The organism is Streptomyces sp. NPDC026417 (assembly GCF_055567695.1).
Genome location: NZ_JBVHPY010000021.1, coordinates 144181 through 169424, shown reverse-complemented (window position 1 = coordinate 169424; position 25244 = coordinate 144181). Strand labels below are relative to the sequence as shown.

The 25244-nt window shown below is 71.6% G+C and carries 24 protein-coding genes and 1 pseudogene; 18 read left to right on the top strand and 7 right to left on the bottom strand.

Going from position 1 to position 25244, the window contains the following annotated elements; all coding sequences use genetic code 11:
• Positions 1-24 precede the first annotated feature (24 nt).
• The 3 genes from ACZ4NT_RS29555 (at position 25) to ACZ4NT_RS29545 (ending at position 2056) form a co-directional block, all read left to right on the top strand.
• Positions 25-1359, top strand: coding sequence for a PAS domain-containing protein (locus ACZ4NT_RS29555; protein ID WP_467728329.1), 1335 nt, complete (start codon positions 25-27; stop codon positions 1357-1359).
• Between the two features lie 133 nt (positions 1360-1492).
• Positions 1493-1708 (top strand): hypothetical protein, encoded by a 216-nt coding sequence (locus ACZ4NT_RS29550; RefSeq protein WP_121407818.1) that lies wholly within the window; start codon positions 1493-1495, stop codon positions 1706-1708.
• Positions 1709-1831: 123 nt separating this feature from the next.
• Positions 1832-2056: a hypothetical protein gene (locus ACZ4NT_RS29545; RefSeq protein ID WP_121407817.1), complete on the top strand. Its 225-nt coding sequence runs from the start codon at positions 1832-1834 to the stop codon at positions 2054-2056.
• Between the two features lie 88 nt (positions 2057-2144).
• On the opposite strand, the gene ACZ4NT_RS29540 is transcribed toward ACZ4NT_RS29545, so the two are convergent.
• Positions 2145-2414: a hypothetical protein gene (locus ACZ4NT_RS29540; protein ID WP_467728328.1), complete on the bottom strand. Its 270-nt coding sequence runs from the start codon at positions 2412-2414 to the stop codon at positions 2145-2147.
• 580 nt (positions 2415-2994) lie between these two features.
• On the opposite strand from ACZ4NT_RS29540, the gene ACZ4NT_RS29535 reads away from it, so the two are divergent.
• The gene (locus tag ACZ4NT_RS29535) at positions 2995-3306 is read left to right on the top strand and encodes a hypothetical protein (protein WP_121407815.1); all 312 of its coding nucleotides are present in this window, start codon (positions 2995-2997) and stop codon (positions 3304-3306) included.
• 116 nt (positions 3307-3422) lie between these two features.
• Here the strand turns inward: ACZ4NT_RS29535 and ACZ4NT_RS29530 are convergent, their stop codons facing one another.
• Positions 3423-4124: a S1 family peptidase gene (locus ACZ4NT_RS29530; protein ID WP_467728327.1), complete on the bottom strand. Its 702-nt coding sequence runs from the start codon at positions 4122-4124 to the stop codon at positions 3423-3425.
• A 340-nt stretch (positions 4125-4464) separates the two neighbouring features.
• Positions 4465-5196: an alpha/beta fold hydrolase gene (locus ACZ4NT_RS29525; protein ID WP_467728326.1), complete on the bottom strand. Its 732-nt coding sequence runs from the start codon at positions 5194-5196 to the stop codon at positions 4465-4467.
• Between the two features lie 112 nt (positions 5197-5308).
• On the opposite strand from ACZ4NT_RS29525, the gene ACZ4NT_RS29520 reads away from it, so the two are divergent.
• The 3 genes from ACZ4NT_RS29520 to ACZ4NT_RS29510 all read left to right on the top strand — a co-directional run bounded on the left by ACZ4NT_RS29520 (position 5309) and on the right by ACZ4NT_RS29510 (position 8190).
• Positions 5309-5686, top strand: a complete 378-nt coding sequence (locus ACZ4NT_RS29520; RefSeq protein WP_467728325.1) for a hypothetical protein — start codon at positions 5309-5311, stop codon at positions 5684-5686.
• A 323-nt stretch (positions 5687-6009) separates the two neighbouring features.
• Positions 6010-7581 carry an alpha-L-arabinofuranosidase B gene (locus tag ACZ4NT_RS29515; protein ID WP_467728324.1) on the top strand — a complete coding sequence of 524 codons (1572 nt, stop codon included), beginning with the start codon at positions 6010-6012 and terminating at the stop codon, positions 7579-7581.
• Between the two features lie 315 nt (positions 7582-7896).
• Positions 7897-8190, top strand: a complete 294-nt coding sequence (locus ACZ4NT_RS29510; protein WP_121407810.1) for a hypothetical protein — start codon at positions 7897-7899, stop codon at positions 8188-8190.
• Positions 8191-8327: 137 nt separating this feature from the next.
• Here the strand turns inward: ACZ4NT_RS29510 and ACZ4NT_RS29505 are convergent, their stop codons facing one another.
• Positions 8328-9581 carry a helix-turn-helix domain-containing protein gene (locus ACZ4NT_RS29505; protein WP_121407809.1) on the bottom strand — a complete coding sequence of 418 codons (1254 nt, stop codon included), beginning with the start codon at positions 9579-9581 and terminating at the stop codon, positions 8328-8330.
• A 120-nt stretch (positions 9582-9701) separates the two neighbouring features.
• Positions 9702-9929 carry a hypothetical protein gene (locus tag ACZ4NT_RS29500; protein ID WP_121407808.1) on the bottom strand — a complete coding sequence of 76 codons (228 nt, stop codon included), beginning with the start codon at positions 9927-9929 and terminating at the stop codon, positions 9702-9704.
• Positions 9930-10191: 262 nt separating this feature from the next.
• Between ACZ4NT_RS29500 and ACZ4NT_RS29495 the strand changes: the two are divergent.
• A pseudogene (locus ACZ4NT_RS29495) lies at positions 10192-11163 on the top strand (LysR substrate-binding domain-containing protein); the annotation flags it as partial.
• 83 nt (positions 11164-11246) lie between these two features.
• On the opposite strand, the gene ddaH reads toward ACZ4NT_RS29495, so the two are convergent.
• Both ddaH and ACZ4NT_RS29485 read right to left on the bottom strand, forming a co-directional pair.
• Complete coding sequence (ddaH, locus tag ACZ4NT_RS29490; protein WP_467728323.1) at positions 11247-12125, bottom strand: dimethylargininase; 879 nt, start codon at positions 12123-12125, stop codon at positions 11247-11249.
• Between the two features lie 94 nt (positions 12126-12219).
• Positions 12220-13431: an AMP-binding protein gene (locus ACZ4NT_RS29485; RefSeq protein WP_183117146.1), complete on the bottom strand. Its 1212-nt coding sequence runs from the start codon at positions 13429-13431 to the stop codon at positions 12220-12222.
• A gap of 183 nt (positions 13432-13614) precedes the next feature.
• Between ACZ4NT_RS29485 and ACZ4NT_RS29480 the strand changes: the two genes are divergently transcribed.
• From ACZ4NT_RS29480 to ACZ4NT_RS29435, 10 genes are all read left to right on the top strand, one after another.
• The gene (locus ACZ4NT_RS29480) at positions 13615-14931 is read left to right on the top strand and encodes a phenylacetate--CoA ligase family protein (protein WP_467728322.1); all 1317 of its coding nucleotides are present in this window, start codon (positions 13615-13617) and stop codon (positions 14929-14931) included.
• Complete coding sequence (locus ACZ4NT_RS29475) at positions 14928-16643, top strand: prenyltransferase/squalene oxidase repeat-containing protein (RefSeq protein ID WP_467728321.1); 1716 nt, start codon at positions 14928-14930, stop codon at positions 16641-16643. Before ACZ4NT_RS29480 ends, ACZ4NT_RS29475 begins: the two co-directional genes overlap by 4 nt.
• A gap of 69 nt (positions 16644-16712) precedes the next feature.
• The gene (locus tag ACZ4NT_RS29470) at positions 16713-17114 is read left to right on the top strand and encodes a tautomerase family protein (RefSeq protein ID WP_121407802.1); all 402 of its coding nucleotides are present in this window, start codon (positions 16713-16715) and stop codon (positions 17112-17114) included.
• 100 nt (positions 17115-17214) lie between these two features.
• A complete protein-coding gene (locus ACZ4NT_RS29465; protein WP_121407801.1) occupies positions 17215-17511 on the top strand; it encodes a phosphopantetheine-binding protein in 297 nt (98 codons plus the stop codon).
• Positions 17508-18545, top strand: a complete 1038-nt coding sequence (locus tag ACZ4NT_RS29460) for a class I adenylate-forming enzyme family protein (RefSeq protein WP_467728320.1) — start codon at positions 17508-17510, stop codon at positions 18543-18545. Before ACZ4NT_RS29465 ends, ACZ4NT_RS29460 begins: the two co-directional genes overlap by 4 nt.
• On the top strand, positions 18542-20068 hold the full coding sequence (locus ACZ4NT_RS29455; protein WP_467728319.1) for an aromatic amino acid ammonia-lyase: 1527 nt from the start codon (positions 18542-18544) through the stop codon (positions 20066-20068). Before ACZ4NT_RS29460 ends, ACZ4NT_RS29455 begins: the two co-directional genes overlap by 4 nt.
• The gene (locus ACZ4NT_RS29450) at positions 20065-21267 is read left to right on the top strand and encodes a 3-deoxy-7-phosphoheptulonate synthase (RefSeq protein WP_467728318.1); all 1203 of its coding nucleotides are present in this window, start codon (positions 20065-20067) and stop codon (positions 21265-21267) included. The genes ACZ4NT_RS29455 and ACZ4NT_RS29450 overlap by 4 nt, the downstream gene beginning before the upstream one ends.
• Positions 21264-22502: an ATP-grasp domain-containing protein gene (locus tag ACZ4NT_RS29445; RefSeq protein ID WP_467728317.1), complete on the top strand. Its 1239-nt coding sequence runs from the start codon at positions 21264-21266 to the stop codon at positions 22500-22502. Before ACZ4NT_RS29450 ends, ACZ4NT_RS29445 begins: the two co-directional genes overlap by 4 nt.
• A gap of 28 nt (positions 22503-22530) precedes the next feature.
• A complete protein-coding gene (locus ACZ4NT_RS29440; protein ID WP_467728316.1) occupies positions 22531-23778 on the top strand; it encodes an ATP-grasp domain-containing protein in 1248 nt (415 codons plus the stop codon).
• On the top strand, positions 23775-25244 hold the full coding sequence (locus ACZ4NT_RS29435; protein WP_467728315.1) for an amidase: 1470 nt from the start codon (positions 23775-23777) through the stop codon (positions 25242-25244). The genes ACZ4NT_RS29440 and ACZ4NT_RS29435 overlap by 4 nt, the downstream gene beginning before the upstream one ends.

Here is a 25244-nt window from a genome sequence, read left to right as displayed (position 1 = left end):
AGTCGTATACGGACGGAGACCGCTGTGGACGACCCCAGCCTCAAGGCACTGCTCGAGCACCTTCCCGTGTTCTGGAGGGAAGTCGACGAGCCGCGGCAGGCACGGGAACCGGGAGGCGAGCCCCTCACCGGTACGGACACCGCGCAGCGCCTGCCCGACCGGACGTGTCGGGAACGCTCGACTCCCGAGCACCCGGTGGAAGATGCCCGCCGACGGACCGGCATCGAGGGGCCCGGCTCCGAAGTCGGCCGCCACTCCGCGGGCCGCCCGGCAGACTTGAGCCGCCGTCTCGACGAGCACGAAGCTCACCACCGCCCGCGCACCGACGCACCGGAGGCCGAGGTGCACGCCGTCGTACCCCGCGGCTACACCGCCTTCGCCGACCTCGTGGACCTCGCCCCGGCCGCCGCCTTCATCCGGGACCGCCACGGGCGCTACCTGTGGGCCAACCACGCCTACGCCCACCTGTACGGCACCGTGCCCCAGCAACTGGTGGGCAGATACATCGAGGACTTCGACACCCCCGCCGAAGCCGACCGCTTCCGCGCGCTCGACCAACAGATACTCACCAGAGGCACACCGGTGCGCCACACCCTGCGCTACCGGCGCCCGGACGGCAGTGCAGGCCGAGCCGTCGGCCACCGCTTCCCCGTACGGGAATCCGCCCACACCTGCATCGCCGGGATCTACGTGGACATCACCGACCACCTGCGCGCCACCGCCCAGCGTCAGGAGGCCGAGGAGAACCTCAGCGCGCTGCGCGACCACAGCGGGCTGCCCTGCGCCCTGCTGTCGGCGAGCGGGCGCGTGATCGAGGCGAGCGTGGCGGCCGCCGAGCTCTTCCAGCTCAGCGTGTCCGACCTGGTCGGCCGTCGCGCCCACACCCTGCTCGCCCCGGAACCCGCCCCCGACGTCGACCGTCTGCACCGCCGGTGGAACAGCCTGATAGCCCGCCGCACCCGCCGAGTGGAGACCACCGCCGTGCTCATCGATCCCCAGGGGATGCAGCGCCGCGCGGAGCTTCACCTGACGACAATCGGCCATTCTGCGAGCCGGGCCCGCCACGTCTGGGCCGTGATCACCCACCTGGCCCTCGCCCACGAGGCCCACCCGCCGCTCACGGCCGCCCAGATCCGCATCCTGTCGCTCCTGGCGCAGGGCAGCAGCAACAGCGACATCGCCGCCTCGCTGAAGCTGTCGCGGCAGACGCTCGACTACCACCTCAGCCGTCTGCGACACCTCCTCGGTGCCGCGACCCGCCCCGCTCTCGTCGCCCGCGCCTACGTCCTGGGGATCCTCGCCCCCCACACCTGGCCCCCGCGGTCCGCCAACGCAGGCCATCCCCTCAGCCCCGCATGACTCCCGCGGGCACTGGCGCCCGCGGTCCGAGCAGGGGCCATCCGAGTGTGTTGCGGCTGTGTCGAGCGGTTATCACTGCGCCGATTGGCGATGCTGACCCGGCCAGCCAAACGTCCAGCGGTGAGGTTACGGAATGCCGAACGACTCGATTCGACGCTTCCTCGCGGCCTTGAGTCCCGCCGACCGGGAGGCCGTACTCGCCACATCCGGTGAGGAGCAGGAGCGCCTGGCCGAAGCCTGGGAGCAGGAACTGCAGGGGGACGACGAACTCGACACCCTGGACGAGCTGTCTCCCTCCGCGGCAGAGGCCGAGGCGGCCCGCCGCGTCCTTGAGGAGGGCTCCCGCTAGGCGGCCCTCGTTGCACGCCGGACGTCACCGTCCCGGTGTGCCGCCCGGCGGGCGTGGGTGCGCGCGGAGAGGGGGTCCGCATGCGGTGGCCGCGGGCCCGCTTCCGTTTCCTAGACTCCCGGGATGAACAACTACACGTGCACACAGTGTGGAACCGTCGGGCTGGCGGAGGGCTTCATCGAGGACGCCGGCGAGCATTCGCGCGGGTATGCCCGCTGGATCGAGGGCGCGTTGGAGCGGGGGATACTGGGGGGAGCCAAGCGGATGGGCCGGCCCCGGCGCCAGATCGAGGCGTTCCGCTGCCCGAAGTGCGGCCACCTCGAACTGTTCGCCACCGGTCAGGTGTAGTCCGCACCGCGGACGGTGAGCTGTCAAGAGGAGTCCGTGACGCCGGGTTTCCTCAGAGGAGTGCCGAGAGGGTGCCCGCCGTGGGACATCAGACGGCGTCGATCTGCCAGGCGATCACACCAGTCGCCCCTTCGGCCCCTTCGATGTTGACGCGAAGCAGCTCCGCGGTAAGCCTGAGCTGAACCACCGACCGATCGCAGGGGAACGCTGTCGCCGCGCCGAGACCCGCCGGCAGAAGTGTCAGGCGTGCGCTGCCGCTTCCGACGCACACGACGTTGAGCCGGTACGTCTTGCCTTCGTCCAGGCCGGGTTCGGTGTGGACACCGTCGGTGACGCGTTCGACACCCGCCTCGACCATGTCTCCTTCGTGGACGCCGGCGAGGACGGCTTGAGCTTGTCCGGTGAGCCTTCTCTCCGACTCCTGCTGCCGGATTGCCGTTTCCGACGTAGTCGTGGCGGTTCGCCGCGGAGAGCCGGCCGACTCTCCGGAAGCGGTGCATGCGGCGAGGATCCCCGCAAGGGCTGCGATGACGCCAGCCGCACGCCAGGATGCCCGGTTGCCCATTCGAATCCCCCGGAGTGAGCGTCAGGTGGCGATCAATGAGGTGGACGCTACTTGTGGCGCATGCAGGCGGCAAGAGCATGATCGAATACCTGAGGGGAACTTGAGGCGGCCGGCCCCTGCTCGTGCCCGGTGATGCACCCGACCGTGCGTGGGGCCGTCGGCCGTTGTCCTGCCCGGCGTCGGGCCGGGCGGTGCAGACCGGTCCGCGGAGCCGTCCACGCGGAGATCCTGTCCGGCTGCCGACTGCTGGTCACATGAGGTGATCAGCCGTCGATGGCGCTGTCCGCGTGACATCCGGCCGTGACCGCAACCGAACCGGCACCGGCGGAACTCTGGACCTGTGACTCGCCATTACGCCAGTGAGGAGACACAGATGACGCCCTGGAGTCACGAGAACCTCAGCTCCTGCGCACTTGCCGACCCCTACGCCGCACACCCCGCCGACACGGCATGGCCGGCTCCCGAACATGCCGAGACCGACTACTTCCTGCCACCGCCCAATCCGGCCCACCGTCTCCCGTACACCCTCGCTCCGTGCGACGAGCGGCGACTGGCTCTGCACGCGGCACTCACCGCCGCGGGGATCCCGCCGGCGCCCGAGGACCGTGCCGTGCTCGATCAGCTCAGCGCCCTGCCCGAACACATCACGACCGTTCTCGAGCGCTGGCTGCACCACGCCGCGTGAGGAGGGGAGTTGGGGCGCCCTGCACCGCGGCGGTCTGCACGCGTTCCGGACACGGCAGGATGGGCAGATACCGGCGCCGTCGGCACGGCCGGCCGGACGCGGCGCCCTCGGCCGGCTCAGTAGACGCTCAGCCCGTACGCCGACAGCCACTCGGCCACCGGCTGGTAGTAAGTGACGCCTCCCGTACTGCAGTTGCCGCTGCCTCCGACGATGATGCCGAGTGCCGTGCCGCCGGAGAACGCCGGACCGCCGGCATCCCCGGGCTCGGAACAGATGGTGGACCGGAACAGTCCGTACACGGTTCCCCCGCCGTAGTTGACGGTGACGTTCACGGCCTGGACGGTCCCGCACCGGTATCCCGTGGTTCGCCCCACGTGGCAGACCGACTGCCCGACGACGGGACTTGCCGCGCCGGTGATGTCGCGGATACCGGAGGCGCCCAGCGAGACCTCACCCGGGTAGGCGACCGACGTGTTGGTGTACCGGACGCTCGCGTAGTCGTTCCCCGGGAAGCTCACCCCGGCCGTGACGCCGACGCTGACGGTCAACGCGGCGTCGGCGTACCAGGTGCGGGCGCCCTGTGCACACCGGCCGGAGAGGAGCGCGTACATCGTGGTGCCGGAGCGGGCGTTGAAGCCCACGGTGCAGCGCGTTCCGGTGCTGTAGAGGGTGTCGCCCCCGCGGACCGCGACGGCTGCCTGTCGCCCTGCACCGTCCCCTGCGTGGGCAACCGGTCCGATGGCGGCGGACCAGCCGAAGAGCAGCGCCACCACGACGACGGCCCGCACCAGGGTGGAACGGGGTCTTTCGGAACGCATGGGACTCACCGCGACCTCCTTCGGCATGTACTCGCCATTCTGAGCCCGCCGGGTTCGAATGGTGAGGCCGAAAGCCGCCAAGCATGCCGCGTGGACCGCATCGGTCGCGGGGTGGCCCTTGCGGTCGACGGCTGTCCCGGGGAGTGGAGCCGAGGTGCGGGGAGAGCCGCGTAAGGGGTGCGCCGTGACCGCGTGTCGCTGGTGCCGCTTCAGGCGACGTTCGCCCTGCTGTGTTCGTGACCGGTCACCGCAGTGCCCCACTGCGCGGCGATTCGGTGGGCCTGAGCGCTCTCGGTCCCACTGTGCTCGGGCGGCGCTGGTGGACCCGACTCACGCGCGCTCAGCTGCGCACAGGTAGCTGCATGGCGAAACGGCGTACCGCATCGGTGAAGGCATCCGGATCGTCGAAGTTCGCGAGATGTCGTGCGCGCGGGATCAGTTCGATGCGGGTGTTCGGATGCGCGCGGGCGAAGTCCGTCTCGCCGGACCGGAAGAGGGTGTCCCTCTCGCCGTTCAGGATGAGCACAGGAGCCGCCACATGACGCATCGCGCCCGCGTCGAAGCGGCCCAGCACCTCGCCCCATGCGGCCGGCAGGGTGTGGAAGGCGTAGCCGGAGTGGATGGTCGGCTCCACCACCTCGGGAGGATAGAGCCGGCGCAGCAACTGGTCGTTCCACTGGGCGAGCCGAGCCGCCGGTAGGCGAGGGACGAGCCCGGCGACCCACCGATACGGCGTGGCCCACGGGCCACGAGTCGAGGCGCTGGCTCCGGCAAGGACCAGACCTCGCAGTCGCTCGGGGCAGCGCCGCGCGAACTCCAGCGAGGCGTATCCGCCGAGCGAGTGCCCGACGACCAGGGCCGGCCCGCAGTCCAGCGTGTCCACCGCGGAAGCGATGATCTCCGTCGCCGCGTTCAGGCTCCAGGGTTGAGCCGAGCGGGCGCCGTGGCCCGGTAGGTCAACAGCGGCTACGCGGAAGTCCTCCTGGAGTGCGGCGAGCTGCGGACTCCACTGTCCCGCGCTGAACCGCGTCCCGTGTACGAAGATGATGGGCGGTGCACCCGCTGCCGTCATGAGTCCCCCAGCTCGGCACGCTTCTCGGACCGACTCTACCGGCGGGTCCCCGGCGCCGAGGCGCGCGGATCCCGGCCTGACGAGCGGGTCGTCCGGCGCGTATCGTCCGAACATGGACACCACCGCATCGCCTCGCGTCCTCGTCATCGGGCTCGACCCGTACAGGGTGCCCGGGCCGTGGGATCCCGAGCCGGTGGTCAAGGCGATCGAGTCGGGACTGGCGGAGTTCGCCGCGCACGGGGTGAGCGTCGAGACCTGCCTCATCGGTCTCGACGGAAGCGACGATGTCGGGGCGGTCGTCGGTAGTGCGCTGCGCGCCCATCCGTGGGAGTGCGTCACCATCGGGGGCGGCCTGCGGCACTCGGACGACCAGGTAGAGCTCCTCGAGCAGGTGGTCAACCTGGTTCGGCGGCATGCCCCCGAAGCGGCCATCGCCTTCAACAGCACTCCGGCCACCACCTACGAGGCAGCCGCCCGTTGGATCGGGTGACGACCGCGATCTCTGCTCCGTCGATGGTGGGGGTCACCTCCGGTGATGACCGCAGGTGGCAGTGGTCGAAGTATCGGACGTGCGCGATGTGTTGACACGGATGACGCCCCTCCTATCATCAGAGTCTGTCCGGCAGAACGTTCAATGTTCGAGAAATCGAACATCGAGCGCCTCTCTCGCCGGCCAAGCCGAGCAGGCGGGCCTCGCGCAGGCGTCGAATCGTCGTTCAAGTCGTCGTTCATGTATGGCATGCATATGACAACAACCCGTCTGCCCCCCGGCGTGGGACGCCGTCGAACCTCTTCACCCCCCAGGAGCCCCCCATGTCCGTGACACCCGACCCCTTACGGCGGCTCAGGCCACTCGCGCTGCTGGCGCTCGTGTTGGCGCTGGCCGGCACTCTGCTCGGCGGCCCCGCCTCCGCCGGCGGCAACGCCGCGGCCGCCGGCTCGCTGCCCTGTGACCTGTACGCCGCCGGCGGCACACCCTGCGTGGCCGCGCACAGCACGACCCGGGCCCTGTTCTCCGCCTTCAACGGCCGCCTTTACCAGGTCAGACGTGCCTCGGACGGCTCGACCCGGGACATCGGGGTGACCGGTGCGGGCGGCTACGCCGATGCCGCCGCGCAGGACTCCTTCTGCGCGGGGACGAGCTGCCTCATCTCGGTCGTCTACGACCAGTCCGCGCGCGGCAACCATCTCACCCAGGCGCCGCCCGGAGGATTCCAGGGACCCGCCGCGGGAGGGTACGACAACCACGCCGAAGCATCCGCCGCGCCCGTCACCGTGGGCGGGCACAAGGCCTACGGCCTCTTCGTCGCGCCCGGCACCGGCTACCGCGACAACAGCACCAGCGGGATCGCCACCGGCGACCAGCCGGAGGGCATGTACGCGGTCCTCGACGGCAGCCACTACAACGCCGGTTGCTGCTTCGACTACGGAAACGCCGAGACCAACAGCCGGGACAACGGCAACGGCACCATGGAGACGATCTACTTCGGCAACATCAAGGCGTGGGGGTACGGCACGGGCAACGGGCCCTGGGTCATGGCCGACCTCGAGAACGGTCTGTTCTCCGGAGTCAACCCCGGCTACAACGCCAACGACCCCAGCGTCAGCCACCGCTTCCTCACCGCGGTCGTCAAGGGCGAGGCGAACCACTGGGCGATCCGCGCCGGCAACGCCCAGTCCGGCGGCCTGTCCACGTACTACGACGGCCCGCGCCCCAACGCATCGGGTTACCACCCGATGAAGAAGGAAGGCGCGATCATCCTCGGCATCGGCGGCGACAACAGCAACAGCTCCGCCGGCACCTTCTACGAGGGTGTCATGACGTCCGGCTACCCTTCGGCGGCGACCGAGAACGCCGTACAGGCCAACATCAACGCGGCCGGATACGCCACGTCGGCCCTGGCCGGAGCCCCTGGCGCCGGTGCCCGGGTGTCCTTGCGGGCCACCACGTCCTGCTGCACCACCAACTATCTTCGACACAACAGCGCCGACAGCTACGCCGCCATCGCTGCGGTCACCTCGTCCAGCACGTCCGCCGACAAGGCCGCCGCCACCTGGATCGTGCGTCCGGGGCTGGGCGATGCCTCGTGCGTCTCCTTCGAATCCGCCGACAAACCGGGGCAGTACCTGCGTCACTACGACCTCCGGCTGCGCGTCGACGCCCCGGACGGCAGTGCACTGTCCAGGCTGGACGCCACGTTCTGCCCCCAGGCGAGCCACAACGGGCAGGGCGTCTCCCTCCGGTCCGCCAACTACCCGGGCGACTTCGTGCGTCACTACAACTACGGCGCCTACATCGCGAGTCACGGCGGTTCCCACGACTGGGACAGCGCCACCGCATGGCCGGACGACACGAGCTGGGTCGTGACCTCTCCCTGGTCCTGAGGCGCCCGGGCACGCCCCGTGCGGAGCCGTGCCGCTCGCACCGGCGGCACGGCCGAGCTGCCGGCACCCGCCGGATTCACGAATCCGGCGGGAGGACCGGGGCCGCGGTTCTGCCGAACCCCACCGCGCCGCGGACGTCAGGTGGCTCCGGATTCCGGCCGTGGACGCGGGTCCCGCGTCGCCCCGGTCGCCACCCGCGGCGTCCGCCGGAGTTCCGGGATGCATGCGGACGGCCCTGCTCCACTGGCAGCCCGCCGTCCGCACTGGTCAGCTCGGAGCGGCAACCGACGCAATCGATCCAGGGCGGTCCTCACCATGGCGATCATCATCACTTTTGACTTCCCCGGTACCACCCAGGCTCAGTACGAGCAGCTCACCGACCTGATGACCGGGGGGCGCGGGCTCGCGGCGGCCTCGGACTGGCCCGTGCCGGGCTTGATCTCCCACGCCACCGGTCCCAGCCCGACCGGATGGTTCGTCACGGACGTCTGGGAGTCCGAGGAGGCGTTCCGGAAATTCGGGCAGCAGCTCGCGCCCCTGCTGCGGGACGTCGGGATTCCCGAAACGGAGCCGAAGGTCTACCAGGCCTACAAGGTGGTCATGAGCTGAGACGTCAGCCGCCGCCACGCCCTGCGCGCCCTCGCGGCACCGGACGGTCCCGGCGCGGTCGCCTCTCGACGGGCCGTGCGGGCACCCGGTGCTTCGAGGCCGCGCCTCGACCCGGACGAGCCGAGCGGTCCGGCGAGCTACACCCCTTCGGCCGTCCTCGGAGTCCGTCGTGCGGCCGGTCGGCTCGCGTGCGCCTGCGCCGCCGTCCTCCACACCTCCGCCGCCAGGTCGATCATCTCCGCGTCCTGTGCCTGCTCCGCGAGCTCGGTGAGGTCCGCGATCGCCGTGGCGTCGTCTTCCGCGATCCGGATCTGGGCTCGCAGCATGCGGTAGCGGATCCGATCGCGGTAGCCGAGCAGGAGCGGATCCTGTTCGATGGTGTCGCAGAGGCTCCGGGCCTCGGTGAAGTCGCCTTGCGCATAGCGGAGTTGAGCAGCGAGGAACGTGTACTCCTGTTGGTTCGGCGGGGTGCCGACGAGGTCGAGGGCGGGCCTGACCTCCGCCAGGTAGCGCTCGACGGCATCGAGGCGCGGGGGAGCGGCCTGGAGCGTGAGCGCGGCGGCCGCCAGCCGGAGGCGTACCCACAGGGAGAGGTCCTCGCGACTGCTGACCGCGGAGAGCGCCTTGTCCAGGAGCAGGCCCGCGCGCTTGTGGTCGCCGATGCGGGTGGTGACCGTGGCCGCGGCCCACCAGGCCTCCGCGGCGAGTGACCCGGTGCGGTCGTCGAGCGAGGCGCAGATCTCGTCGCTCAGGCGCTTCGCCTCGGCGAGGTCGCCCAGTTCGGCCGCGGTGGAGACGAGCAGGATCCTGAGGCGGGTCGCGTCGTCGGTCCCGAGACCGACCTCCTGCGCGAGAGACAGGCCCTCGCGGGCAGTGGCGCGTGCGTCGTCGATGCGGCCGAGGGACCGCTGGCATCGGGCGAGGCGCAGCCGTGCGTGAACGAGGAGCACGGGATGGCCGAGCTCCTCGCTCACCCGCACGAGACGCCGGAGGGTGTCGTACTCCTCCTGGCGGTGGCCCTCCTCGCACAGGAGCTTGGCGAGTTGGGCGTATGCCTGCCACCGCAGAGAGGGGTCGGCGTCGGTGTCGGTCTCCAGTGCCTGTTCGAGCTGGCGCCGGAGTTCGTCCTTGGCGGCCGACTCCCACAGCGCCGCCGTGGTGACGAGGATGTCCGAGAGCCCACTGGCTTCGACCTCGTCGAACACGCTCACGGGAACGTTGAGTTTGGCGGCGAGGAGTACCACGCTCTGCGGTGTGGGCGGGCGGGAGCCCGCCTCCAGACGCGACACGTAGGCGGCCGACATACGCGGACCGGTGAGGCTGGCCTGCGTGAGCCCCTGCTGCTGCCGGAGCTGGCGGAGGCGGCGGCCGAATGCCGGCTGTTCAAGCATTGTTATTCCTTACGAACAGCCCCGTCCTCGAATTGTCAACACATTAGCGATCCTTTACTCGAGCTGTCAAGGAACGGGTGCGGTGGGGTGCCCGGTCCTCGATGGGGCGGGGCGCTCCGGTCATGGAGTCGGGGTGGGCCACTCGATTTCCGGCTGGACCGCGGGGCCGGGCGTGGGCCACTCGATCTCCAGCGGGGCGGCGGAGCCGCGCACGGGCCACTCGATCTCCCGGGATGCGTCGGTCGCGGTTAAGCGGTCGGGTGCCCCTTCCGCGTGGGCCACTGTGAGGCTGAGCAGCGTGGTCGCCGCGAGCGTGGCCAGAACGGTGAGGCTGTGAGCGAGGCGCATGGCAGTTCTTTTCTCCTGAGTCGGGTGCGTTCGGGGGCCGGCCGCTGTGGGCCGGTCCGTACCGTCGTCGTCCTCTTCGGCGGCGCGAGGCCGCGTATCGAAGCTAGGGGTCCGTGGTAGATGAAGTCAATCCTTGACAAGGCTTGACTAGCTTGCCTACTTTTCATGTTGAACTAGTTGGAGATCTTGGGGGCGGGGGTACTGGAGTGGTCCGTGAGGGGGACGGACGAGGCATCCGCGATGCGTCCGGAGCCTTCTCGGTGTGCCCGGGCACCGAAGCGCCGGCCGTGCACGGCCCGAACGGCCGGCGCACGAGCAGGCGGGACGGCCCCTTCCTCACCGCTACGGGCGCCGGTCGGCGCTGGAGGTTGCATCCGTGGACATTCGAGCATTCACGTACTTCATCGCCGTGGCCGACGAACTGCACTTCGGCAGAGCGGCGAAGAGACTCCACATCTCGCAACCCGGCCTCTCTCAGGCGATCAAGGTGATGGAACGTGAGATCGGCGCCCCTCTCTTCCACCGCTCGCGCCAACTGGTGTCGCTGACCACGATCGGCGAGGAGCTCCTGCCCAGGGCGAAGCGCCTGGTCGAACATGCCGAGGAAGTCACGGGCTTCGCCAGCGACATGGTCGACCGGCATCACACGACCCTGACCCTCGCCCACACCGCCTCCGCGAGCCTGGGTCAGGCCCACGAGCTGACCGCGGCGTTCCGTTCGGTCCGTCCGCACATCAACGTGCGGACCTCGGCCGGTTTCAGCTCGTTCAACGTGGAACGTGTCCGCGCCCGCCGCGTGGACGTGGGCTTCGTACGGCCACCGGTGGACCTGGGGCAGGATCTGGGTCTCCTCGGTGTGGGGCGTGAGGAGGTCCTCCTCGCCCTTCCCGACGGCCATCCGCTGGCCGGCCTGCCGACGGTCCGGTTTGCGGACGTGGCCGACGACCCGCTCGTCTACTTCCCCCGTGAGTCCGGCGGCTTATGGGAGTCGATCATCCAGGCCGTCTATCCCGCCGACCGGACCCCGCGCATCGTCCGCGAGGAGCCCGACGAGGTCCATATGCTCATGGCGGTCGCCCAGGGGCACGGCGTCACGCTGGTCACCCGGGACGCCGTAGCCCTGCTCGACGTGCCCGGCGTGGTGCTGCGCCCGCTGGAAGGCGCCCCCACCGTGCCGCTGGCCCTGGTGTGGCGCAAGGACAACACCAAGTCCGCCCTGCGGACCTTCCTGTCCTTCATGGCCTCGGCGACGGACCAGCGACCGCGCGCCGCCCGGCGGGAGCAGCAGGCTCCCGCCGAGGGGGCCAAGCGCCGGCGTCACACCACGCAGGCCGTACGGGCGGGCGCCGCCGCCCGCTCCGAGGTGCCCGAGGCGGCCGTGCGGATCTCCAGAGTGCAGCACTTGGCGCTGCCGCCGGCCTTGAGGAGTTCCGAGAGGTCGATGCCGATCGGGTTGTAACCGCGCGCGGCGAGCTGTTCCGCCAGTCGCGTGGCCGCCTGTGGCAGGACGACGTTGTAACCGTCGGAGACGGCGTTGAGGCCGAACACCCCGGCGTCCTCGGGCGAGACCAGGAGGGCGTCGGGGAACAGCCGGCGCAGCACCGCCCTGCTGCCCGGGGAGAACGACTGCGGGCAGTACATGATCTCGTCGTCGCCCAGCACAGCGAGCGCGGTGTCCAGGTGGTAGAAGCGCGGGTCGACCAGGCGCAGGCCGATGACGGGGCGGCCGAAGAAGTCCTGGGCTTCCTGGTGCGACGCCGGATCGGTACGGAATCCGCAACCGGCCAGCAGCCAGCTCCGGGTGACGAGATAGTCGCCCTCGCCCTCGTTGACGAACTCGGGATCCCGTACCTCGGAGAACCCGTTCTCGCGGAACCAGCGGGAATAGGCGGGCCCCTCGGCGGCGCGCTGCGCGTTGCGGAATTTGGCGCCGAGGACGCGCCCGTCCACCACGGTGGCGCCGTTCGCGGCGAACACCATGTCCGGCAGACCGGGTACCGGGTCGATCATTTCGACGGTGTGCCCGAGTTCCAGGTAGACATCGCGGAGGCGCTCCCACTGAAGGACGGCCAATTCGCGGTCGACCGGCTTCTCGGGGTTCATCCACGGATTGATGGAATACGTCACCTCGAAGTGCGTGGGTCGGCACATGAGATAGCGGCGCGGAACTGCGGTTCGGTTACTGCGCTCAGCCATGGCAACTCTCTTTTCGGATCGGGCCGGTCGGGCCCCGGGGCGGATGTCCTCGGCGCGGGGGAGGAGGGAAGGGGGGATGGTCGCCGTGGCCGGGTCAGGCCAGGGGACTGTCCTTGACCACCAGCGGCGTCTTGTTCGACCGCTCGTTGACGGTGAAGCGCTCGACCGCCCGCACCGCGAACGCGTGAGGCGCCTCGGTCTCCACCTCGTAGCCGAGCCGGTAGACCTGGGTGAGGACCGTGCGGTGCACCTCCGCCTCGACCTCGGCCGGGTCGGAGCCCTGGGCGGTCTTGATCCGCAGCTCCATCCGCTCCGCGGGTGAACCGTGGTCGAACAGCGCGATCTGCACGTCCCGCACCGCCGGGTGCAGCCGGGTCGCCTCGACGATCTCCTGCGGGGTGACCAGGATGCTCAGGAACTTCATCTGCGGATCGTCGCGGCCCACGACCCGCAGCGCGGTGTCCTCCCGGCCGCACGGGCAGCGCACGAACTCGCCCAGGTCGCCGAGCCGGTAGCGGACCACCGGGTTGACGCACTCGGGGTGCAGATTGGTGACGAGGATCGCCCCGTCCGCCAGCTCCACGTGCTGGTAGGGCATCACATGGAAGGTGTCCAGGGCGCACGCGGGGCCGTTGTGCCCGATCACCCACGTCTCCGTCGAACCGTACACACCGTGCAGCTCCGCGTCCGGAAGGACCCGGCGGACGATCTCCAGCGCCCGGTCGCCGAACGGCTCGCCCGTCCACAGCAGCTTCTTGATGGCCGGGGGAGTGCGGTTCGTGCGCTCGTAGAACTCGAGGAGGTTCCCTATCTGGCTCTGCGTGGCGTTCAGGGCGGTCGCGTCGAGCAGCCCCACGAAGTCCAGCCACTCGCCGAGCTGCGACTCGTCCACCGCGCCCAGCGGGATCGTCACCGCGCCGGCCCGGTGGGCCACCGCGTTGAAGAAGTTGTGCGAGGAGGACAGCCGGCCCGGGGTGTCGTAGTTCACCAGGACGTCCCGGTGGTCCAGCGGGCTCCACTCGGCGGCGATCGCCTCGATGAGCTGGCCGCTGGCGATGAAGCTCAGCTTCGGGGTCGAGGTGGTGCCGCCGCTGCCCAGGACGATCGAACCGTGCCGCCGCGACCGTGCGACGCGCAGGACATCGGCGAGAGCACCGCGGAAATCGTCTTTCGTGAGGATCGGCAGATCGCGCAGTTCCGGCTCCGCGAGGGCCCGCGCGTCGTCGTACCGCTCACTGAGGGACGGAATCTCCGCCATGCGCTCCAGCAGGGCGGGAACCGAAAGCGCCGTTTCGTTCTTCGTCATGTCAACAAGTAGGCCCGGCGGCGTCATCGGCTGTCCAAGCGGATTTCCCACTCACGTGATCAGTGCCGCTTATCGCGGGTTGATTCGAGATGGTTATTGGACGTGCCGCAGCGGCTGTGGCTGAATTTCTGGAAGCACGCGTCGATGAGTTGCCCACATGCCACAGCGAGTTGGGAAGAAAGCATGTTGATCCGTGATGAGGCGGGACTGAGACTGCTGCGACAGGCGCAGGAGGAGGCCCTGCGGGCACGACGGCACCCGCCCACGAGAGACTTCCACACTCACAAGGTGTCCGCGGTCTGGGCGCGAGCCGCCAAGTCCCAGGCGTTCAGGGACGTCGGTGCGTTCTCCTGGGACCGCTTCGAGCGGCTCCCGGTCACCCCGAAGGACCGCCTGAAGCAGGACCCGTGGAGCTTCGCGGTGGGGGAACTGGCCGAGGCGGCCAAGTACTACGAGACCACGGGCACCTCCGGCCGGGTCACCCCCACCCCGCGCCACCTGGAGGACATCGTCTGGAACACGGTCTCCGTCGCCGAGGCCTGGCGGCCCGTCCTGAGCGCCGACGACCGGGTCGCGATCCTGCTGCCGTCCGACATCGTGCCCGTCGCCGACCTCATCGTCGGCGTCTGCGAGTACCTCGGGCTTCCGCACACCCGGATGTACCCGTTCGCCACCGGCATCTCCGACTGGGACCGGCTGACCGACCTCTGGTCCACCCTGCGGCCCACCGCCGTCTTCGCGGCTCCCGGTGTGCTGATGCAGCTCACCCGTCTGCTCAGCCAGCGCGGCACCCTCCCCGAACTCCAGCACTCCGTCGGCAAGCTGATGCTGCTCGGCGAGGTCAGCACCCCGGCCCTGCGCAGCCGGCTGGGCACCTGGTGGGACGCCGTCGCCTACGACGTGAGCTACGGCAGCACCGAGACCGGCACCCTCGCCGCGACCTGCCCGGCCGGGAACCTCCATCTGCTCACCCACGCCCATTACTTCGAGCTCACGGACGGCGAGCGCACGACGCCCCTGCCCGCCGAGGGCACCGGGCGGCTGGTCGTCACCCCCCTCAACCTGCACGCCCGGCCGCTGCTGCGCCTGGACACCGGAGACGAGGTGGAGATCAGCAGCGGCCGGTGCGACTGCGGCACCCCCGCCTCCACGATCGTCGTCCGCGGCCGGGCCAGCGACGGGCTGCGCGTGCGGGGCGTCGACCTGGCGATCCACGACGTGGAGGAGGTGGTCTACGGGTTGACGACGGCCACCGGCTATCTCGTCGAGATCGACGAGGCCGGCACACAGGCCCGGCTCCTTCTGGAACGGGCGCCCGGTGCCGACCGCGCCGCCGAAGCTGCGGACGCCGACGCCGTGCAGCGGGCCTGCCAGGACCGGCTGGGTCTTGCGTGGGACCGCGTCGCCTTCCTCAACGCGCTCCCCTCCACCACCAAGAGCGGCGGTTCGCAGAAGAGTTGGAAGCGCACCAACGTACGCGTCGTGGAGAGCACCCGATGACGGCCCCCGCCCCCGTGTCCCTCCGGCCCACCCCGGACCCGTCCCGCCCGGTTGGTGGCGCCGTCCTGGGCGATCCCGACCTGTGGTGCACCTACGCCGCGACGCGCACCCTCGCCTGGCTCGGCCGGACGTCGGACGCCACCGATCCCGAGGCCACCGCCCGCTATCTGGCCGGCCGCCGCAACCCCGACGGCGGTTACGCCTGGTCCGTCGGCATGCCCTCCGACGCCTGGGCCACCTTCTACTGCACCCAGGCGCTCACCGATCTCGGCCGCCCCGTCCCCGAGCCGGACGCGACGGCCGCATGGCTGGCCACCACGTGGACCGGCGACGCGTACGCCATGACACCCGGGCAGGACGCCGAGGTGTGGGCCACCCACTTCTCCACCCGCACCGCCCTGGGCCCCGCCCGCTCCGCCGTACCCGACCGGGAACGCCTGCTGGCCTGGCTCCGCGGCCTGCAGACCGAGGACGGCGGTCTCTCCTGGAGCCCTGCCCACACCACCGCCGACGTCCGGGCCTGCCACTACGGCGCCGCCGCCTGGGCCGCGTTGAACGCACAGGAACCCGTACGCCCCCCGTGGGACGTACCGCGCCTGATCGCCTGGGTCCGGGAACAGCAGGCCCCCGCAGGTGGCTTCCGCTTCTCGCCGGACGCCGGGACGCCGTGCATGTGGGCCACCTACCGGTCGGTCGCCGCCCTGCGCATCCTGGGCGCGCTGCCCGCGTACGACATCGAAGCGTGGATCCGCTCGATGCGCGGCCCCGGGCGGGCGTTCGTGCGGTGGGAGGGCTATCCGGTGGAGGACGTGTGGGCCTCCTTCTGCGCCGTCGGCGCGCTCGTCGGTGTCGGCGCGGACCTCACGGACATCGCCGACGACGTGGTACGCAGGATCGCGGAACTCGCCTCCCCCGACGGCGGCTACACCTACCGCGAACCCTCCCTCGCCGCCGACGCGCTGACCACCGCCGCCGCCGTCCTCGCGCATCCGGACGACCCCGCCGCACCGGCCCACCGGGCCTGGCTCGAAGGGTGCCAACTGCCCAACGAGGCGGGCCTGATGTACATGCCCGGCCGTGGCAGCGAGATCCGCTGCACCCTCTGGGGCCTTTCCGCCGGGGCCTTCGCCGATCCCGCGCGCCATGCCCGGCAGCGTGCCGACATCCTCGCCTGGCTCCGCTCCCTGCAGAACCCCGACGGCGGCTTCGGGTTCTGGGAGGGCAGAGGCTCCGACTCCCTGTCGACAGCCGCCGCTGTCGCCGTGGTGCGCCTGCTGGACGCCGAGGCGGGTGACGTCCTCGACGCCGGCGCCCTGGAAGGCTTCATCTCCCGTGGTCCCGGCGACGGGGCGCGCGCACGCCTGCGGGCCCTGCGGGTCGGGCACGCCCTCGGGCACCTGGACGACGCTCCCGTACGCGCCGTCCTCGGTGCCCACCGGGTGCGCGGCGGCGGCTGGGCCGACACCGGCTCGCGCATGCCCGACCTGCTGTCGACGTACGAAGCGGTGGCGACCGCGGACCTCTTCGGCATCGCCATCGACCCCGAGCACCTGCGCCGCTTCGTCGACCGCGTCCACACCGCCGACGGCACCGCCTGGACCCCGCTCGCCCCCGCCACCGGCGGCCCGCTGGCCGACTGCCTGGGCACGCTGCTGCGGCGCCGCGTCGAGCAGGGCTCCACAGGCTCCCTGCCGGACCTGGTCCTGTCCTAGCCCCTGCCCCCCTACAGCGACCCAGCCGCCCTCCCACGGCGTCCCCGAGGCCCCCCACTGAAGGCACTCATGCCCACCATCGACATCCTCGCCCCCGATCTGACCGTGCCCGCGCGACGGGCCGTGGCCATCCGGCTCACCCGTCACCTCACCGCGCGTGGTGTCCCCGCCGGCCATGTCGTCGTGCACTTCGCCGCCGCCCAGCCCAACTCCCTGTTCACCGGGGGGATGCCCGCAGAGGCGCTGCCCGCCGTCGACACCGGACTGCACCATGCACGCGTGAGCGTGTGCGTGGGCCCCGACCGCGACGCCGCCTTCCGCGCCGACCTGGCGCAGGAGATCGCGGCGGCGCTCGGCATGACGGAGCGGACCCCCTTCCTCTACATCGAGTTCCGTCCCACCGACCCCGCGCTCGTCCATCTGGCCGACGGGGGACGCCTCCGGCTCGCCGCGCCCTCGCCCGTTCCCTGAGCCGTCGAGAGGTCTCCCTCATGCCCACCGTGTCCCGAGCCCCCGGCCGTGCCGGCACACCAGCGACCGGAGCAACCGCCCCTGAAAGGCAGGACCCCTCATGACCACGACCGTCCCCGCTCTCGACGAACTCACCACTCAGGTACGGGCCGCGCTCACCCCCGTCCTGGGGGACTCCCTCGCGGCGGTCACGGACGACGCCGAACTGGCCCGGGCCCTCGGCGACCGCTACGACAGCCTCACCGCCCTGGAGTGCGTCTCACGCGTGGAGGCCGCCTTCGACGTGGAGGTCGACTTCGTCGCCCACGACGTCCGGCACGTCTTCGCCACGGTGGGCCGCATCGCCGCCTTCGTACGCGACCTGATCGAGGACCGCACGGCCCTGGAAGCCTCGTGACGCCCCTGTTCGCCCCCGTCGCCGACCCCGCGGTGGGCGAGGTCCCCTTCGACACCTCGGGCCACAGCGGCGATCCGGTGCGCTGGTGGCGCACCCCCGGCCAACTGCGCGACGAGGCACTGCTGGTGGCGCGGAAGGCGCTGGGCACCGTGGAGCAGGTCGTCTGCTTCGCACCTCCCCGCCACCTCTTCGGGCGTCTCTTCGGCGTCGTCCTGCCCGAACTCCTGGACATCCCCGTCGTGCGGGCCTGGGACGACCCCGTGAGCGTGCCCGCACCGCACCCGGGACGGCGCACCCTGTACGTCTGCCTGCCGTCCAGCTGGCTCGTCCTGCGCTCCCTGGTGCCCGCCACGGCCGACCACCCGGGAGCGGTGGCCCTCCACGGCACGGGGCCCGCCACGGCCACGGCGCGCAACCTGGTGCGGGACCGGCGGGGCACCCCCTTCACGGCCGTCGAGGTCTTCGGCTCCACCGAGACCGGCGCCGTCGCCCTGCGCCACCTGGCCGCCGACGCCGCGGCCGAGCGGCCCTGGCAGCTCCTCGACGACGTCGTCGCCCACGTGGAGGACGACGGGCGGCTCACCGTGCGCGGCCCCCGCCTCGCCCGGCCCGACTCCCGCGACCGTCCCCTCTCCGCATGGACCATGGACGACACGGTGACCCTGGTCGGACCCCGCTCCTTCCAGTGGCGCGGACGGACCTCCCGGATGATCAAAGTCAACGGGGTCCGCTGCGACCTCGCCGTCGTCGAGGACGCGATCGCCTCCGCCTTCCCCGGCACCGAAGTGGTCTGCACGACCACCGCCGACCCCGTACGCGGCGAGCGCTACGACCTGTTCCACACCCGGGGACCCGACCGCATCGACCACCGGGCCGTCCGCACCGTCCTGACGTCGGCACTCCCGGGCTGCCCGCTTCCCCGCGCCGTCCACCGCGTCGACCGGATCGCCCGCTCCGCCACCGGTAAACCCCTGCTCAACCGGCTCACCGCCTCCTCCACCACGGCTTCCCCGACCACGACGAGTCCGGCATGACGACAACTCCCACTCTCGCGCCCTCCGTCCAGACCCCCACCGCGTCCGGCACCACGGTCCCGGAGTTCCTCCAGGCCGCGGGACCGGACCGGGTGCTCGCCCTGCGCCCCGAGGACCGCGTCCGCCTCCAGGCGAGCCGCGCCTCACTGGCCCGGATCGCCGCCCGCCGCCCGGTCTACGGCCTGACGCAAGGCTTCGGCCCCCTGGTCGCCTACGACGCCGACCACGACCCGCACGTCCAGGGAACCGGGCTCCTGGACCACCTCACCACCGGTCAGGGCCCCGCCCTGTCGCCCGAGGTCACCCGGACCATGGTCTGGCTCCGACTGCGCAGCATGTCCCTGGGCCGGTCCGCCGTCGCCGTCGACGTCTGGGACGCGCTCGCCGACCAGTGGAACCACGGCTTCACCCCCGTCGTGCCCCAGGACGGCAGCCTCAGTGCCAGCGGTGACCTGGTCCCCCTCGCGCACGCCGCCCAGGCGGCGGCCGGCAACGGCCACGCCTGGCGGCGCGACCCGGACGGCAACTGGAGCCAGGAACCCGCCGACCAGGTGCTGCGGGCCCTGGGTGCCGACCCGGTGCGCTGGGACGCCCGGAGCGCCCTCGCGTTCGCCAACGGCACCAGCGCCTCCCTCGCCCAGGCCCTGCACAACCACGTACGGCTCCACGCCCTGGCCCTCGCCGTGGCCGCCGGCACCGGACACCTGGCGGGACTCCTCGGCAGCAGCCCCGAACCCTACGACGACCGCCTCTCCGCCGCCCGCGGCCACCACGGGCAGCGTCAGGCCGCCGCCCTGATCCGGGCCGCACGCGCTGCCGTCGTCCGAACCGAGGACGCCGCGCGCCGGCTCCAGGAACCGTACTCACTGCGCTGCGCCCCGCAGGCCGTCGGCGCGGTACTCGACCAACTCGGTTTCCAGGGGCAGGTGTTGGTTACCGAGGGGGAGGGCACCACCGACAATCCCGTCTTCGTCGACGACGACGTCCTGCACGGCGGCAACTTCCACGCCGCGCCCGTGGCACTGGCGAGCGAGCAGCACATGCTGTGCCTGCACCAACTCGCCTACCTGGCCGAGCGCCAGCTCCACCTCGCCCTCGACCCCCAGCACAACGGCGGCCTCCCGCCCATGCTGACCCCCACCCCCGGGCGCCAGAGCGGACTCGCCGGTGTCCAGATCGCCGCCGGTTCGCATCTGAGCGCGATCCGCCAGCACGGCTACCCCGCCTCGCTCACCCCGGTCCCCACCAACCTCGGCAATCAGGACCACGTACCGCTGGCCCTCAACAGCGCCAACGCGGTATCCGGCGCCCTGGACCGCGCCTGGTGGATCGTCGCCTCACTCGCCCTCGCCCTCAACCAGCTCGCCCACCTGAGCGGGATCACCCCCGCGCACGGCATCTGGCGCCGACTCGCCGCGGAATGGACCCCTCTGGACCGCGACCGGCCCCTGGCCGCCGAGGTCGCCGCAACCGCCCGACGGATCGAAAGCCACTTCACACCTCCCCAGGGACCGCGCCCATGACGACAGCGACACACCGGATCCGCCTGCCCGCCGCCCAGCAACCCCCCTGGGACCGCGAAGAGCTCGTCGAAACCGTCCGCACCGACCTCGCCACGCTGCCACCCCTGGTCGACGCCGGCGCCGTGCACCGGCTGCGCACCGAGCTGGCCCGCGCCGCACAGGGCACCGGCTTCGTCCTCCAGGGCGGCGACTGCGCCGAACCCTTCCTTGACTCCGCACCCCCGAGAATCACCGCCAAGGCCACGCAACTGAGCGACCTGGCCGACCTGTTGGCTGCCCGCACGGCCCTGCCGGTCGCCCGGATCGGCCGGTTCGCCGGTCAGTACGCCAAGCCCCGCTCCCGGCCCGTCGAGACCCTCGCCGACGGCACCGTACTGCCCGTCTACCGCGGCGACGCCGTCAACCGGCCCGCCCCCGACGCTGCCGCGCGCCGCCCCGACCCCACCCGGCTACGCGCCGCCTACGACCACGCTGCCGCCTGCCTGGACACCCTGCTGCTCCAGGGCCACCTGACCCAGGACGCCGCCACCGGCTCCGTGTACACCAGCCACGAAGCGCTGCTCGTCGACCTGGAGGCTCCCCTCGTACGCGAGGACACCGAAGCGGCAGGCCACTACAGCTCCTCCGCGCACATGCTCTGGATCGGCGAGCGCACCCGGCAACTCGACGGCTGGCACATCGGCTTCGCCGAAACGGTGAACAATCCCGTCGGCGTCAAGCTGGGCCCGAACGCCTCCCCCGACGAGGTGCGTGAACTGTGCGAACGGCTCGGCCGGGGCCACGGCGCCGGACGCCTGTCGCTCATCACCCGCCTCGGAGCCGCAGAGACAGCCCGCCGGCTGCCGGCCCTCCTCGAAGCGACGGCCGACTTCACCGGCCGCGTGGTCTGGCTGTGCGACCCCATGCACGGCAACACCGTCCGCCACCCCTCGGGACGCAAGACCCGCCTGCTGACGGACATGCTCCGCGAGATCACCGACTTCTTCGCCGTGCTGCGCGCCCACGACACACCCCCCGGCGGACTGCACCTGGAGATGACGCCCGACGACGTGACCGAGTGCGTCGAGGACCCGGCCGGCCTCGCCACCGACACGCTGCCCCGCTTCCGGTCCACCTGCGACCCGCGCCTCGGCCCCGCCCAGGCCCGCAGCCTGCTCATGGCGACAGCCGACCTGCTCGCGCGAAAGGACACCCCGTGACCACCGCCGCCACCCCCCGCCTCCACGTCGTCGTCATCACCCGATGGCAGGAGCGCTACGCCGAGTACGGCCGTTACCTCGACCACGGCGACCACACGGTCACCTACGTCGCCACCGAGGTGGCGCTCCCGGCGATACCCTCCGCCGCCGCCGACATCGTCACGGTGGGCAGGACCGACGACCTCGACGAAGTCCGCGCCGCCGTCGGCCTCCTGGCCCGGCGCCACGGCCGCCCCGACCGGATCGTCGCCCTCAAGGAGGACGACCTGCTCATCGGCGCTGCGCTGCGCGTGGAGTGGGACTGCCCCGGCGACCGCCCGGCCGACCTGCTGCGGTTCCGCGACAAGCACCTGATGGTCCAGGCCGTGGCGGCCGCCGGAGTCCCCACTCCCGCGAGCGCCGCCGTGACCGGCGCCGCCGACGTCACCGCCTTCGCCGCCGCACACGGCTGGCCCGTGGTGCTCAAACCCCGGATCGGCAGCTCCAGCGCGGGCGTCGTCCTGGCCCGCGGCCCCGAGGACCTCGACGCGTCGCACTGGGCCGAGCCGATGCTCGTCCAGGAGTTCCTGCCCGACGCCATCTACCACGTGGACGGGATCTTCGACGGCACCGACCTGATGTGCTGGCGCGCCTCCCGCTACGTCAACACCTGCCTGGGCTTCCGCGAAGGCACCTTCCTGGGGTCCACCGAGGAGGACGATCCCGCGGTACTGGCCCCGATCGGCGAGCACACCCGTGCCGCCCTGGCCGCGCTGACCGACCGGCCCACCCCCTTCCATCTGGAGGTGTTCGTCGACCCCGCCGAAGGCACCTGCCGCTTCCTGGAGGTCGGGGCCCGCATCGGCGGCGCCGAAATCCCCTTCATCTGGCGGGAACTGCACGGATACGACCTGATGGATGCCGCCTTCCGGATCCAACTCGGCCTGCCGGCACACCCCGTGGGGCCGGCTCCCACGGCACGCGTCGGCGGCTGGCTGCTCATCCCGGCACCCGAGGCGAGGCCGTGCCGCGTCACCGAGGTCACTCCCATGACGGGCCGGGAGCCGGGGCCGTACGCGGAAGTGCTCCTCAAACCCGGCGAGGTGCTCCCCGCGGCCGACGCCTACTACGAACACGTCGGCGGACGCTTCCGGTTCCAGGCGGCCGACTCCACCACCGTCGAGCACGCGCTGACCACGACGGCCGCCGCCTTTCGGGTGAGTGCCGAACCCCTCGCGCTCACCACCGAACACTGACCCCCGCACCCCCAGGGAGGGCACCTTCATGTCCGTCAAGGGCCACGTCGTCATCGTCGACGCCTACCACCCCACCCGCCGTCTCGCCCCGGAGTTCATCAAGGCCGGATACGCCTGCGTCCGCGTGCAGAGCACCCCCGAAGTGCCCATGGTGTACCGGTCCACCTTCAGCCTCGACAACTACGCCGCCAACATCGTGCACCAGGGCGACCTGGCCGAGACCGTGCGCGCCGTGTCCGCGTACGGGCCCGTCGCGGTGGTACCCGGTGGCGAGTTCGGCGTGGAGTTCGCCGACGTCCTCAGCGAGGCCATGTCGCTGCCGACCAACGGCACGGCGCTGAGCCCCGCCCGCCGTGACAAGTACACGATGGTGGAGACCATCAAGAAGGCCGGCGTCCACGGCGCCGAGCAGATCCTCGTCACCGACGAGGAGGAACTGCGCGAGTGGCACGCCAAGCTGGGACGCCGCGTCGTGGTCAAGCCGATCCGGTCCACGGGCGGCGACGGCATCCACTTCTGTGACACCCCCGAGCAGTCGGTCGACGCCTACCGGGCCCTGGCCCGCGCGGAGAACTTCTTCTCCGTCGACAACGAGGGCGTCGTCGCCCAGGAGTACCTCGTGGGCGGCGAGTACGTGGTCAACACCGTCAGCCGAGACGGCCACCACCACGTGACCGACATCTGGAAGACCACCCGTATCACCGCCAACGGCGTCCTCGACCTCTGCGACTCCGTACACCTGTTCGCCCGCCGCTCACCCGAGGGCACCGTGCTCGGCCGGTACGCCGAGGAGGTCCTGGACGCCCTCGGCATCCAGCACGGCCCCGGCCACCTGGAGGTCAAACTGACCCCGGACGGCCCCTGCCTGGTGGAGGCCGGCGCCAGGATCGCGGGCGGTGACATCCCCTACTACGCGAGCCTGGGCACCGGCGCCTCACAGATCGACTGGACGGTGGACGCCTACGTGGCACCGGAGCGCTTCCACGAGCGCCGCCGAAGCGACTACGTCGTCGAGCAGCACTTCGCCTCCGTCGCCATGATCTCGCCCAAGTCCGGCACCCTGAAGCGGATCCGGCACATGGACACCATCGAGAAGCTGGAGAGCCTGCACGAGATCCGCCCGCTGGTGGCGCCCGGCGGCGAGATCCGGCCGACGGTCGACGACCTGACCTACCCCATGATCGTCAATCTGCGGCACGAGGTCGCCGAGGTCGTCCTGCGCGACTACGGAACCCTGCGGTTCCTCGACGGCGAAGGGCTCTACGAACTGTCATGACCATCCAAGCCGACACCCGCACGGCCAGCACGGAGGCGGCCACACCGGCCACCGTCCAAGCCGTGCGCGACTTCCTGGGCACCACGACCGCCGTGGGCGCCCTGCCCGAGCTGCTCGCCCTGCCGCTGGCAGAGCGCCACCGCCTCCTGGCCACGGGGGAGATCGGCGCCGAGGAGTTCCGCACCCGGGCCGCGCACTGGGCGGCCCATTCCGACAGCCACTACCGGGCCTGCGCCGAACTGCGCGAACCGACCGGCGGGCTGCGGCTCGGAGTCAAGGACACCGTGGACGTCCAGGGCTTCGCCACCCGGCTCGGGCTGCGCCGCTACCGCCACCACCCGCGCGCCACGGCCGCCGTGCTGCAGGGCCTCACCCACGCCGACGTGGTCGCCAAGGTGGTCACCACCGAGCTGAACATCGGCGTCGGCTCGGGATGCGTGAACCCCTGGTTCCCGCACATCGACCCCGCCGGATCCAGCACCGGCTCCGGCGTCGCCGTAGCCGCGAACATCTGCGACGTCTCGCTCGGCACGGACGTCCTGGGTTCCGTGCGCTGGCCCGCCGGGCGCTGCGGCGTCGTCGGGCTGCGCGTCACCCACCATCCGCGGAACCTGCCGGGCGTCTTCCCGCTCTCACCCGCCATGGACGCGCCCGGCTGGGTCGCACGCACGGCCGACGACCTGGCCTTCGCCTGGCAGCACCTGGGACTGGGCGAACCGGTGCCCGCCGGCGGCCGGCTGCGCGTCGGCATCCCCGGCGAGCTCGGCCGCGCCGGCGTACTCGACGCGGAGATCTCCCGCGCCCTCACTCGCACCGCCGGACTCCTGCGCACCGCAGGACACGACGTGGTCGAGGCGGACCTCGGCGAACTGTGGGACTGCCGCGCCGATGCCTGGCAGCTGTGCGCCCGCGACGCCTGGGACGGCTTCCGGCACTGGCGCGCCCGCATCGACGACGACCTCCTCGACTCGACGCACGCCGCGCTGCGCGCCGGCGCCGACGTGGGGGACGAGGAGTACGCCGCCATCCGGGACCGGATGACGCGGCTGCGCGGCTCGCTGCACACCCACTTCGCCGACCGGGGCATCGACGCCTGGCTGCTGCCGCTCGACCCCGCGCTGCCCCGGCCGCGCGGAACGGCGCCCCCCGCCGCCTCCACGATCCCCGTACCGGGCGACCCCCGCTACGACCGGGAGATCGGCTTCACCCCGGTGGCCAGCTTCGCCGGGCTGCCCGCGATCACCTTCCCCGCCGGTGTCGACGCCGAGTCCGATGCGCCCGTGGCCATGCAGCTCCTGGCGGGCCCGCACCGGGAGGGGGCGCTCATCGCGGCGGCCCGCGACGTGTCCCACGCGCTCGGCGACCTCGGCCTGCGTCCCCGGGACGTGTCCGGGGCGCGGGGCGACGTCGGACCGCGCCCCGCAGGCATCGACGCTCCACCCGCACGCGGCACCGCGAAGGAATGA